Raw genomic sequence first — 12,382 nt, 5'->3', positions numbered from 1 at the left:
TCCCATCCCGATCACGATGTACCCGCGGTTCTCTACCTCCGACCACAAATGCCCCGCCTGCATCACCTTTTCTCCAACCGGCATAAAACGGGCAGGGCTGGGATTGACGATCGCCGGACGGTCGGCGTCATGCGCCCAACGTGCGGCCGGCGCGACGTGAGCTGGTGCTGGACCAGCGGCTGCTACGCGGAGCGGTGAGTCGGGCGCCAGGGCGATCTTGGGCGGGGCGGAAGGCAGCGCAGGTGGGTGACTGGTATTGGCTGGGTGAGGTTGGCTGGTTGGGTTGGTCAGGCGGGTTTGATCAGGCGGGGTGGGCGTCGGCGGCGTCGGCTGCTTCCACCTCGTCGCGGGAGATGCCCAGGAGGAAGAGGATCGTGTCCAGGTACGGGAAGCTGACGGCGGTGTCGGCGGCCTCGCGTACGACGGGCTTGGCGTTGTAGGCGATGCCCAGCCCGGCGGCCTGGAGCATGTCGAGGTCGTTGGCGCCGTCGCCGATCGCGACCGTCTGGTTGATCGGGATTCCGGCCTCGCGGGCGAACTGTTCGAGGGCCGTGGCCTTGCCGGCACGGTCGATCACGGGGCCGACGACACGGCCGGTGAGCTTGCCGTTCTCGATCTCAAGGGTGTTGGCGGCGGAGTAGTCGATGCCGAGGTCCGCCACGAGGGCGTCGGTGACCTGCGTGAATCCGCCGCTCACGATGGCGAACTTGTAGTCGAGGCGCTTGAGCGTCCGCACCAGCGTGCGGGCTCCGGCGGCCAGTTCGACCTTGTCGCGGACGGCGTCGATCGCGCCCGCGTCGAGACCGGCGAGGAGGGCGACCCGCTCCCGGAGGGAACCCTCGAAGTCCAGCTCGCCGCGCATTGCGGCCTCGGTGACCTTGGCGACCTCTTCCAGGCAGCCCGCGTGCTCGGCGAGGAGCTCGATGACCTCACCCTGGATGAGGGTCGAGTCGACGTCCATGACGATGAGCCTTTTGGCGCGGCGGTGCAGCCCGCCGTGCTGGACGGCAACGTCCACTTGCTGCTCGGCGGCCTCGATGGCCAGCCCGGCGCGGAGTGCCTCGGGGTCGGCGCCGGAGACGTCCATCTCGATGCAGGTGACGGGGTAGTGCGCGAGCCGTTCGATGCGGTCGATGTTGGCGCCGTTGGCGGCGATCCGGCCCGCGATCCCGGCCATGGCGGCGGGCTTCAGCGGGGCGCCGAGCACGGTCACGTGCAGACGGCCGCGGCGGCGCTGCATGGTCTTGATCTTGCCGGTGGAGAGTTCGATCTCCATGTCGAGGTCGGTCGCGACCCGTTCGGCCGCGGCCCACACCCGGCCGATGTCCGCGCCGTCCTCGTAGGCGATCAGGACGCCCAGGACGAGCCGGCCGCGGATCACGACCTGCTCCACGTCGGCGACCGTCACCGGGAAGCCGGAGAGCGTACTGAACAGCCGCGATGTCACCCCGGGGCGGTCGCGGCCGGTGAGCGTGATGAGCAATGTGCGCTGTTCTGTCCCGTCCATGCTGGTCACCACGGTACCGGCCGTGGGTGAACGGACGCGCGCGCGGTCCAGCATCCGGACAACCAGACGGTGAACTCGGGGGAACGGGAACGGGAACAGGGACGCGTGCGGGTGTCGGGTGCGGGCGCAGGTACGGCGGAAGGGGGCGGGGCGTGGGCGTTGGCGCGGTCGACGTCAGCTGGGCAAAAGAAGGTTGAGGTCCCCGAATTCGTGCCAAAGGTAGGACTCGTCTAGGGCGGCCTGGTAGGTGCTCTTGAGGAGGTCGTGGCCGGCGATGGCGGTGAGCATCATCAGGTGCGAGGACTTCGGCTCGTGGAGGCCGGTGAGCAGGCCGTCCACCACGCGTACTCCGCCCTCGGGAGTGATGACGTGCTCGGTCCAGCCGCTGGAGGCGTGGACGCGACCGGTCGGACCGGCGGCTGTCTCCAGGGCACGGACGGCGGTGGTGCCGACCGCGATCACGTTGCCACCGGCGGCCCGGACGTGGTTGACGAGATCGGCGGTCGGCTGAGGAACCTCGTACCGTTCGGCGTACGGGGGTTCGTGCGCCTCGGGTGAGGCCACGCCGGTGTGCAGGGTGATCGGAGCGAGCAGGACGCCGCGCGACACCAGGCGGGTCACGAGCTCCGGCGTGAACGGCCTCGCCGCGCTGGGCATCTCCGCGCTGCCGGTGCTCCGGTCGTACGCGAACGTGGTCTGGTACGCGGCGGTGGGCCAGTCGCGGCGTACGTACCCGTACCGGATCGGCACGCCGTAAAGCCGCAGGTACGGGACCACGTCGGTGCTGAGGCGGGCCATCCACAGCCGTTCCGTCCGCCGCCCGATCAGGGTCAGCGTCGCGCCGCCGGGCATCGGGATCCACTCGCCAGGCGAGCCGCCGGGGTAGGGAACGCTCGCCTTGCCCGTCCGGCGGCGCAACTCCACCAGCCAGAGCCGATCATCGACCTCCGCCGGAGCACCCTGCGTGGCTGCTGCGCTCTCGGAAGCGGACGCCGCGCTAGCGGACGCCGCGCTAGCGGATGCGGCGCCAGCGGACGCCGTGGCGGCGGATGCCGCGCCAGCGGGCGTGCCTGCGGCGGTGCCGGGCGGACTGCCTTGGGGCGCGGGCGCCGCGCTGTTCGGGAGGGGGGTGGAGAAATGGACGGCGATCTTGTCCAGGCGTACGGCTGCGGGGAGGGTCGCGGAGGTGTTGACCACCAGCAGGTCGCCGGGACGGAGCAGGTCCGGCAGGTTGGGGAACTCGTGGTGGCTGACCTCTCCGCCGGCTCGGCGCCCGACCAGGAGGCGGACGCCGTCGCGGGATCTACCGCGGGCCTCCGGGGGTTCGTGGGCTTCGAGGGCGGGCGGAAGGGTGAACTCGAGTGTCTCGATCACGGCTCGTCTCCTGGGATTGCGATGTTCGGGCGTGTGGGATCAGGCCTTCTCGGCTTCCAGCCGGAAGGCGGAGACGACCGCCAGTGCGGCGATCGCGGTGAAGAGGAGGCCGGCGACGACCAGGCCCTGTTCGAGGTGGTCGGTGCCGAATCCCGTGACCAGGGCGCCCGCCAGGCCGACCACGACGGAGGAGCCGAGCGTGTCGCTGATCTGGAGCGCGGAGGAGTTGACGCCCTGCTCCTCCTCGGCCGACTGGTCGAGCATGAGGACGCTGAGGGCGCTGATCGCGAAGCCCATCCCGAAGCCGCCGATGGCCCATGCGGGTGCCGCCCACCAGCCCGACAGCTGCAGGGTGACCGTCACCGCGACCACGCCGACGGTTGTGAACACGGCGCCCAGCAGGACGAACAGCGTCTGGGGGCGCCTGGACCGGCCCTGGATCTGCGAGGCGGCCGACCAGCCGAGGGCGGCGACGGTGAGCACGATCCCCGCCTGGGTGGCGCTGAAGCCGTGCAGCGAGGTGAGGGCGAGCGGGATGAAGACGTCCGTGCCGAAGAACGCACCGGCGAGCAGGCCACGGGCCACGACGACGCTGGGCAGGCCGCGCCGCATCCGGAGCGTTCCGGCGGGGAAGAGCTTCGGCAGGCCGTAGGCGAGTCCGGCCAGTCCGGCGGCTGCGGCCGGGATCAGCGCCAGGCCGGGGTTGTCCAGCCCGTACAGCAGAAGGCCGGCACCGGCCGCCACCGCGACGGCGGCGATGTAGCGGGTGGCGCCCGCGCGGCCTGCCGGGCCGTGCTCGGCGTGCTCGACGGGCTTCAGGTTGCGGAACGCGGGGACCAGCATCGCCGCGGCCGGGATCACCAGCGGGATCAGGCCCAGGAACACCCAGCGCCAGCCGATGTGCTCGGCCACCACGCCGCCGACCGCCGGGCCGATCAGCGAGGGCAGGACCCAGGCGGCGGCCAGCGCGGCGAACACCCTCGGCCGCAGCGACTCGGGATACACGCGGGCGATCAGCACGTAACTGGCGACCATCGCGACGCCCATGCCCAGGCCCTGAACCACGCGGCCCACGACGAAGATCGCCATCGTGGGGGCCGCCCCGGCGATCGCCAGCCCGGCGACGAAGACGGCGAGCCCGATCAGGAGGGGCTTGGCGGGCCCGGAACGGTCGATCCAGCCGCCCGCGAGCACCGTGGCGAGGACGCTGGCGATCAGGGTGCCGCTGAAGCCCCACGCGTACAGCGACAGGCCGTTCAGGTCCCGCGCCGTCACCGGCATCACCGTGGCGACCGCCATGGCCTCGAAGGCCAGCAAGGTCACGGTCAGCACGATGCCGAGCGTGGGCGTGCGGTACGGACCGCTCAGCAGACTCTCAGGCCGCGTCCCTCTCCGCTTTCGCTGCGGCTTTCGCCGACCGGGTGCCGTTTGAGTGTGGTCGGGCTGCTTGTCGCCTAGGTCGACGGGCTGCTTGCCGCCGAGGTCGTCGAACTGCTTGGCGCCGAGGTCGTCGAGCTGGGGTGTGGTTTCGTCGGTGACGGTGGGGGAGTCGGGGCCCATCGCTGTGGTCATCGTGCACCTGCGAGATCGGCGGCCTGATAGCGGCCGCTGGGGGAACGTTCGGTGATGAGGTGCCGGAGAGCCGCGGCGGCCTCTTCCGGAGGGGGCGCCCCGTCCACGTCCTCGCCTGCGGCGCGGAGCATCTCGGTGCGCATCTCGCCGGGGTCGACCCACCAGACGGCCACATCGGGCTCTTCGGCGGCGAGGACGTTGGAGATCTGCTCCAAGGCCGCCTTGGTGGAGCCGTAGCCGCCCCAGGTCTCATAGGGCTCGCGGGAGGCGTCCGACGTGATGTTCAAGATCGCTCCGCCGCGTTCACGCAAGGTGGGCAGCAGAGCCTGGACGAGCGCGAGGGGCGCCAGCGTGTTGATCCGGAACGCCTCGGCCAGGTCGTCGAGCGGCTGGTCGGCGAGGCGGGGCAGCGGAGTCGTGCCGAGGGTCCCGGCGTTGTTGACCAGGAGGTCGAGACCGCCTGCCTCGTTCACCGCCTGGACGAGCCGCGCGCGGTGGTCCAGGTCGGCAACGTCGCCCGCGATCGTGGTGACCCTGACGGGTACGGGGGCGTTCCCGGAAGTGAGTTGCTTCGAGGCTGCTTCCTTCGAGGCGGCTTCGAGGATCTCGGCCGAGGCGGCTTCGAGGGCTTCGGCGCCGCGTGCGTTCAGGATGAGGTTCCAGCCGTCCCGGCCGAGCTCCTGGGCGAGTGCCCGCCCCAGCCCCCGGGAGGCGCCGGTGATGAGTGCCGTTTTTCGCGTCATGCTTTGACGCTAGAAATCCCAGCTCCGAAGGTCATCGGCCGACCGGTCCCGCACCTTCTCGTCTTATGGGCCTAGGACCTTCGACGCCACATGGGACCCGGGGCTGATTTGGGATGAGGCGGCCAGAGAGTACGGTCTTCACATGTGAGCCACGACGGGCTCAGGCGGCGCGATCGGAAGCGGGGTGGGATGAGCGTCGACCAGCGCGGCTGCGGCGATCCCGGGGCGACCCTGCACGCCGTCAGTTCCGCCGTGCTCGCCGTGACCCGGCATCTGTCGGTGCATGAGGTGCTCCAGGTGATCGTCCGGGCCGCCGCGCAACTCCTGGACGCCCGATATGCCGCCCTGGGGGTGCCGGACGACGAGGGATCGTTCGCCGAGTTCGTGGTGGAGGGTGTCTCAGATGCCGAGTGGGAGGCCATCGGGCCCCTGCCCCGCCAGCACGGCATGCTCGCCGCGATGTTGCGCGACAACGAGCCCAAGCGGCTGAGTGACATCCGGCGGGAGCCGGAGTTCGAGGGCTGGCCGTCGCCGCACCCCGTCCTCAAGGATTTCCTGGGCGTGCCGATCCAGGACGGCGAGGACGTGCTCGGCATCATCTTCCTCGCCAACAAGCAGAACGTCCCCAAGGGCGAGGGCTTCACCCAGTCGGACGAGGAGCTCCTCACGCTCTTCGCCGCGCATGCCGCGATCGCCATGGCCAATGCCCGGCTGTACGAGCACAACCGCGAGCTCACCGTCGTGGCCGAACGCAACCGGCTCGCCCGGGAGCTGCACGACGCGGTGGCGCAGAAGTTGTTCTCCCTCCGGCTCACGGCCAAGGCCGCCGCAGCGCTCGCCGAACGCGATCCGGTCCGTACCGTCTCGGAGCTCGGCCAGGTGGAACGTCTCGCCGCCGAGGCGCTCGCCGAGCTCCGTGCCGTGATCTTCGAGCTCAGGCCCGCCGATCTCGCCGACGGCCTGGCCGCCTCCCTGCGCAAGCACGTCGAGGTGCTCGACCGCGCGTACGAAACCGCCGTACGGTTCGCTGGAGACGGCGCGGTCGCGCTGCCCGAGGACCAGGAGGCCGCGCTGTTCCGGATCGCCCAGGAGGCCCTCTACAACGCCCTGCGTCACTCCGGGGCGGACGTCGTCGAAGTACGCCTCCAGGGCGACGGCGAGCGGGTCGTGCTGGAGGTGGCCGATGACGGCGCGGGCTTCGACCCCACGGCGCTGAACGGCGGCGGCCGTGGCGGCCGCAAGGACCCATGGCCCAGCGAGCCGCCTCCCGGCGGGCTCGGACTGGCGTCCATGCATGATCGGGCACGTTCGATCGGCGGTGTCCTGTCGATCGAGGCCGCCCCGGGAGCGGGCACGGTCATACGGCTGGAGGTGCCCGCATGACCTTTGACTCTGGCGCCGCGATCATGGCGGCTGGCACCCTGGCTCCGGGGAGGACGCCGTGATCAAGGTGCTGATCGCCGACGACCATCCGGTCGTGCGGCAGGGCCTGCGGACCTTCCTCGGGATCCAGGAGGACATCGAGGTGGTCGGCGAGGCCGAGGACGGCGTGTCCGCCGTGAAGCTGGCCGAATCGCTGAAGCCCGATATCGTGCTGATGGACCTCAAGATGCCCGGCGCCGACGGCTTGGCCGCGCTGACGGAACTACGGGCTCGAGGGGTGGCGGCGCGCGTTCTGGTCTTGACGAGCGTGACGGAACGTGGACACGTGCTGCCGGCTGTACAGGCAGGGGCGGCTGGGTACCTATACAAGGATGTCGATCCGCAGGCGCTGGTCCAGGCGATCCGAGCGGTGCACGACGGGCATGTCCTGTTCGCGCCCGACGCCGCCGAGGCAGTGGTGCGTGTGGATTCGGCGGGCGTAGACGACCGCGGCCTCGCCGCGCTGACCGAACGTGAACGGGAGGTGCTCGTGCAGATCGCACTGGGCAGATCCAACCGGGAGATCGGGCGTGCGCTCATGGTCTCTGAGAAGACGGTGAAGACACACGTCAGTAATCTGCTCATGAAGCTGGGAGTCCAGGATCGGACGCAGGCGGCGTTGTACGCCGTCCGGCACGGCCTGGCCGGCGACTGATACAAACTCCCACGACAGGATCGTCATCGAAATCGGTATGAACGTAACAATCAGGTACGCAGCAGGCAGTGACATCGGGTGCAGCCGAGAGAACAACGAGGACTCGGGCTACGCCGGTGCACGGTTGATCGCGGTCGCCGACGGCATGGGCGGCTACGCGGGCGGCGAGGTCGCCAGTTCCACCGTCATCGGCTCACTGCGCTCGCTGGACACCGACGCCCATAATGACGACCTTGTCGAGAGCCTGGGCCGGGCCGTGGCCGAGGCCAACGAGAAGTTGCGGATCGTACGCGAGGAACGTCCCGACCTCAGCCGCATGGGCACCACGCTCACCGCGATGCTCTGGTCCGGAGCCCGCGTCGCCCTCGCCCACATCGGCGACTCCCGCGGCTACCTCCTGCGCGACGGCGAGCTCTTCCAGATCACGCAGGACCACACGATGGACAAGTTGCTGAACGCCGAGGCGACCGAGGCCGGCCAGGTCCCCGACCCCGCCGAGACCTCACGCCTGTCCCACGTTCTCTACCGCGTCCTGGACGGCCGTGACGACCGCGAGCCCGACCTGCGCCTCCGCGAGGCGCGCCTGGGCGACCGCTACCTCCTGTGCTCCGACGGCCTCAGTGGCCCGGTCGACGCCCAGACCATCTACGAGGTGCTCACCGCCGAGGCCGAGCCCTCCTGGGCCATCCAGCGCCTCATCCAGCTGGCCCGCGACGCCGGCGGCCCCGACAACATCACCGCCGTGATCGCCGACGTCGTGGAATCCGAGCAGGTCACCGACACCACCCCGCCCCAAACCGTAGGCGCCGCCGCCCAAGCCTGAACCCAACCCCACCTTCACCCCGTTCCAACGCCCCAAGAGGCCCCACGCTCCACTAGGCCCCAAACGCTCCGTACATGCAGCCAACGGAGCCGCCCCTACGCCTGGCCCGCCTAGCCAACAACAACCTCGGCTCCCGCTGCGGGTCCGCCGACGCAGCACTTCCGCCGACGCAGCAACCTCGTGCTTTCGGCACGCTGGCCGCCCCCGCACCGGCCTCAGCTGCCAGTGCATATGCCCGCCCCCCGCAGCGGCCTCAGCTGTCAATGGGCCAGCCTGCCCCCGCAGCGGCCTGAGCTGCCAGTGGGCCAGCCTGCCCCGGCAGCGGCCTCAGCGGCCGCCCGCCCATGTAGCAACCCGAGTTCCCGGCATACAGCCGCGTCCAACTCGCACTATCTGAACCGGTGGGTACGCAGGCCGCCGTGCGCAGGACTTGCCTTCGCGGTAGGCCTGGCTCTGGCGCGCAGGCCTTTTGCGGGTCCGGCGGACGTGCCGTAGCAGGGTGCCATCGCGGCTTGGGTGTGGTTGCTCGGCGAGGCTTGCGGGATGGGGCTCGCTTTCACTTTGGGTTGGGGTGGCGTTCAGTTCGGTTGCAGGGAGCGTTCAGCTCTTCTTGAGGATGCTCGGGTCGGTGTGGCGAGAGTTGGAGTCCGGTTGGGTCTAAATTGCTCCCATATGAGGCGGACGGGGCGCTGAAGTGCGCTGTTACATGTCGCCCATCGACGAAAAGGGGGCCCATTCACTTGGTGGTTTGTCCTAGTCTTGCCATCAAGGTGGTGTCATGGCCGTTCAGGTAACGGTCCGATCGCGGATGGTCGCCGGGCCTTGACCTACCTGGGGGTGAACCCGATATACGGGTCACTCGGATTTAAGTCATCGAGGCGGAGGATTCGTTGGGGGGAGCGCCCGGGGCGACCGTCGCCGGGGCACCGCAGGGTGCGCCGGGGACCATGGTCAGCCGGACCCTCACCGCTGCGCGGCATGGCCCTGTGGGTGTGATGCTGCGCGTCGCGGCCATGGCCACTGCGGCCATGGGCGCGGCATGGATCCACCGTGTCAACGACCCCGGTGTGCTCTGTCCCCTTCGGGCAGTCACCAGCGTCCCCTGTCCTTTGTGCGGCGGTACGACCGTGTTCATCGAGCTGGGTTCGGGCCATCCGGTCCGTGCCGTGCTCGCGAACCCGGTGGCCTTCGCCGGTGCGATCGTGCTCGCCTTCGCACCGTTGGGACTGGGAAGCCGGTGGTGGGCACTCCGACCGGGCGCTCGTGCATGGGTGCTTGGTACCGCCCTCGTGGGGTCGGAGCTGTGGCAGCTTGTCCGGCTCGGTCTCCTGCGGGTTTGAGGCCGTCTTCCCTCGTCGGCCAGACTTGCGGAGCCCTCCGGGTCCGGCGGGCGTCACAAAACCACAGGGTCAATCAATAAGGAGCAAGTGTGGGTAACCCCTACGACCCGTACGGGCAGCAGCAGCCGGGCTACGGCGGTCAGCAGCAGCCTGGCTACGGTCAGCAGCCGCCTGCCCAGCCCGGCTACGGTCAGCCCCCGGCGCAGCAGCCTGGCTACGGCCAGCAGCCGCCTGCCCAGCCCGGTTACGGTCAGCCGCCCGCGCAGCCCGGTTACGGTCAGCCGCCCGCGCAGCAGCCCGGTTACGGTCAGCCCCCGGCGCAGCAGCCTGGCTACGGCCAGCAGCCCGCCGCGCAGCCTGGGTACGGTCAACAGCCTTACCAGGAAGTGCACCACCACCACTACGGCTCGACCGGCCAGCTGGCCGAGTGGGGCTCGCGTGCGGGTGCGCTCATCATCGACTGGCTCGCAGTCGGTGCGCTGCCGGGCATCATCTACTTCATCGGCTACATCATGCTGCTGAACGGCTCGGGCGTCGGCGCCCTGCTGGCGTTCATCGGCTTCATCGGCATCGTCGCCGGTGGTCTGTGGCTCACCTATCAGGAGGGCACGACCGGTCAGACGATCGGCAAGCGCCAGATGGGCATCCGCCTGGTGGGCGCCCAGAGCGGGCAGCCGATCGGGTTCGGCATGGCGTTCCTCCGCCGTCTCGCGCACGCCGCCGACAGCTTCGCCTGCTACATCGGCTACCTGTGGCCGCTGTGGGACGAGCGCAAGCAGACGTTCGCCGACAAGATCTGCAACACGCTCGTCGTTCGCGGCTAGCAGCAGGACGCGCAGCCCGTTGCCCTGAACGACGGGCCTGCGCCTCCGCCTCTGAACGGGGCGTTCCCTTCCACGGGGAACGCCCCGTTCGCCATTTGCAGGCGACTCAGGTCAAGGGCGTTCCCAAGCCCGCGTTCGGGCGGGGAGAGAATCGATCGCGGTGAGTCCGGCGGGCGGTGAGCGCTGGTGAGTCCGGCGGGTGGTGAGCGCCGGGACGGATCAAGGTACGGGGTCGAAGGCGCTGTTGCAGGCGGCCACGAGGGCGCGGCGGACGGCGCCGTCCAGGAGGCGGAGGGCGTCGCCGCGGCGGTGCATCTGGTCGGCGGTGAGGCCATGGGCATCGAGGCGGCGGGCCAGTTCGACGACGACGGCGAGGCGGCCGGCGAGGGCGGCGACGCGGTGGGCACGCTGCGGATAACCGGGAGCCAGCGGGTGGCCGTTGCGGCCTGGATCGCGGAGGTCGGCCAGGGCGTCGGCGATCTCGGGCGGGATGCCGGAGACGTCGTCCACGGTCAGCAGCGCCTCGGTGGCGTCGCGCATGGCGAGGGTCAGCTGCCGGTCGGCCTCGGCCAGTGAGGGGACGTCGGGCAGGCCGGGGGCGGCGTCTTGCGCGTTCCAACGGACGCCGACGTACGACGAGCCGCGCCGGTCCTCCACCGGGACCAGGCCGAGCGCGCGGTCCGGCAGCGAGACGATCACGGCGGCCCCGGCGTCGAGAGCGGCACGGTTGAAGGCGGGCGGGCCGGTCAGCCCGAGTGGATCGCCAGGGGCGGGCAGCGCCAGCCGGAACGCGGTCATGCCCGCCACCCGCAGGTCACCAAGGCCGCGCCGTAGCGTTACCTCGTCCAGGAGTGCCACGCTCGGCGTGGGGTCGGCAGCGGTCGGCGCCGTGCCGAGGATCTGCGGTCCCGAGGCGTTCTCGACGGCGTCCACGGCCTCGTCGAGCCCGACGTGACCCGACAGCCAGGCGTTGCCCCAAGCGACCAGTGCGGTCGCGGTGTCCGCGCCGTTGTAGCTCATCCCACCCTCCGAACAGCGGCGTGCATGCAGACCACCATAAGCGCTGAGAATTGCACAGGCGGCCTTGGAGCTCGCGGCCTCGCGGGCGACGACGGCGTCTCCGGGCGTGCAGCCGGCTCCATGATGGGAACCGTACGGCCAGGTCACGACATTCCCTGGGGGTCACCGGCGAGACACACATCCCGAACCGATTCCCTTCCAGGCCACGGAACCGGCGCTTCCCACTGGAAGTAGGCTGTCGATGGATCATTCGGCACGGCGGGTTGGGGACATGCACGTGATGGCCGGCGATGTACTTGAGCTCCGCGGAGTCGGAGTGAAGCGCGAAGGCGCGACCCTGCTGCACGACGTTTCGTGGACGGTGAACGAGGACGAGCGCTGGGTGATCGTCGGTCCCAACGGGGCGGGGAAGACCACGCTGCTGCAGATCGCCGCCGCCCTGCTGCACCCGACCGCGGGGACGGTGGAGATCCTCGGCGAGAGGCTCGGCCGGACCGACGTGTTCGAGCTCCGGCCGCGCATCGGCATCGCGAGCGCCGCGGTCGCCGAGCGCGTGCCGACCGACGAGAAGGTCATCGACCTGGTCCTCACCGCCTCGTACGCGATCTTGGGGCGGTGGCAGGAGGAGTACGACTCGACCGACGTCACCCGGGCCGTCGAGCTGCTCGACGCCCTCGGTTGCGCCGACCTCATCCGGCGCCGGTTCGCCACTCTTTCCGAGGGCGAACGCAAGAGGGTGCAGATCGCCCGGGCCCTCATGCCCGACCCCGAGCTGCTGCTCCTGGACGAGCCGGCGGCCGGTCTCGACCTGGGCGGCCGCGAGGACCTCGTGCGGCGCATCGCCCGGCTGGCGGACGACCCGGTCGCGCCCACCATGGTCATGGTCACCCACCACGTGGAAGAGGTCCCGGAGGGCTTCACCCACGCGCTGCTACTGCGCGGGGGCGGCGTGGTCGCGCAGGGCAAGGTGGACGAGGTGTTCACGAACGAGCTCCTGTCCGAGTGCTTCGGCGTTCCACTCGGCGTGGAGCGCCACAACGGCCGCTGGTACGCGCGCCCCCTCGGCTGAAAATTCACATCTGTCCCAAAAGGGGAAGCCGAC

General features: G+C 70.3%; 11 protein-coding genes. 6 read left to right on the top strand and 5 right to left on the bottom strand.

Annotation, left to right across the window (positions count from 1 at the left end; translation table 11 throughout):
- Window positions 1-301 precede the first annotated feature (301 nt).
- From serB to ACH34W_RS26985, 4 genes are all read right to left on the bottom strand, one after another.
- Complete coding sequence (gene serB, locus ACH34W_RS27000; protein WP_395963883.1) at window positions 302-1,507, bottom strand: phosphoserine phosphatase SerB; 1,206 nt, start codon at window positions 1,505-1,507, stop codon at window positions 302-304.
- 174 nt (window positions 1,508-1,681) lie between these two features.
- Window positions 1,682-2,881: an S-adenosylmethionine:tRNA ribosyltransferase-isomerase gene (locus ACH34W_RS26995; protein ID WP_395963882.1), complete on the bottom strand. Its 1,200-nt coding sequence runs from the start codon at window positions 2,879-2,881 to the stop codon at window positions 1,682-1,684.
- Window positions 2,882-2,920: 39 nt separating this feature from the next.
- Window positions 2,921-4,453, bottom strand: coding sequence for an MFS transporter (locus ACH34W_RS26990; RefSeq protein WP_395963881.1), 1,533 nt, complete (start codon window positions 4,451-4,453; stop codon window positions 2,921-2,923).
- Window positions 4,450-5,196 carry an SDR family NAD(P)-dependent oxidoreductase gene (locus tag ACH34W_RS26985; RefSeq protein ID WP_395963880.1) on the bottom strand — a complete coding sequence of 249 codons (747 nt, stop codon included), beginning with the start codon at window positions 5,194-5,196 and terminating at the stop codon, window positions 4,450-4,452. The genes ACH34W_RS26990 and ACH34W_RS26985 overlap by 4 nt, the downstream gene beginning before the upstream one ends.
- Before the next feature lie 189 nt (window positions 5,197-5,385).
- On the opposite strand from ACH34W_RS26985, the gene ACH34W_RS26980 reads away from it, so the two are divergent.
- The 5 genes from ACH34W_RS26980 (at window position 5,386) to ACH34W_RS26960 (ending at window position 10,260) form a co-directional block, all read left to right on the top strand.
- Window positions 5,386-6,579, top strand: coding sequence for a GAF domain-containing sensor histidine kinase (locus ACH34W_RS26980; protein WP_395963879.1), 1,194 nt, complete (start codon window positions 5,386-5,388; stop codon window positions 6,577-6,579).
- Between the two features lie 58 nt (window positions 6,580-6,637).
- Window positions 6,638-7,273 (top strand): response regulator, encoded by a 636-nt coding sequence (locus ACH34W_RS26975; RefSeq protein WP_395963878.1) that lies wholly within the window; start codon window positions 6,638-6,640, stop codon window positions 7,271-7,273.
- A 37-nt stretch (window positions 7,274-7,310) separates the two neighbouring features.
- The gene (locus ACH34W_RS26970) at window positions 7,311-8,096 is read left to right on the top strand and encodes a PP2C family protein-serine/threonine phosphatase (RefSeq protein WP_395963877.1); all 786 of its coding nucleotides are present in this window, start codon (window positions 7,311-7,313) and stop codon (window positions 8,094-8,096) included.
- A 947-nt stretch (window positions 8,097-9,043) separates the two neighbouring features.
- Entirely contained in the window at window positions 9,044-9,436 is a 393-nt protein-coding gene (locus ACH34W_RS26965; RefSeq protein WP_395963926.1) for a DUF2752 domain-containing protein, read from the top strand.
- A gap of 89 nt (window positions 9,437-9,525) precedes the next feature.
- Window positions 9,526-10,260: an RDD family protein gene (locus ACH34W_RS26960; protein ID WP_395963876.1), complete on the top strand. Its 735-nt coding sequence runs from the start codon at window positions 9,526-9,528 to the stop codon at window positions 10,258-10,260.
- A 219-nt stretch (window positions 10,261-10,479) separates the two neighbouring features.
- On the opposite strand, the gene ACH34W_RS26955 is transcribed toward ACH34W_RS26960, so the two are convergent.
- Window positions 10,480-11,280, bottom strand: a complete 801-nt coding sequence (locus ACH34W_RS26955) for a hypothetical protein (protein WP_395963875.1) — start codon at window positions 11,278-11,280, stop codon at window positions 10,480-10,482.
- A gap of 280 nt (window positions 11,281-11,560) precedes the next feature.
- Between ACH34W_RS26955 and ACH34W_RS26950 the strand changes: the two genes are divergently transcribed.
- Entirely contained in the window at window positions 11,561-12,349 is a 789-nt protein-coding gene (locus ACH34W_RS26950) for an ABC transporter ATP-binding protein (protein WP_395963925.1), read from the top strand.
- The last annotated feature ends 33 nt before the right edge of the window (window positions 12,350-12,382 follow it).

Source organism: Actinomadura sp. 6N118 (genome assembly GCF_044326415.1).
Lineage (GTDB): Bacteria > Actinomycetota > Actinomycetes > Streptosporangiales > Streptosporangiaceae > Spirillospora.
The sequence above is the reverse complement of the archived record's forward strand: the minus strand, read 5'-3'. Positions and strand labels throughout refer to the sequence as shown.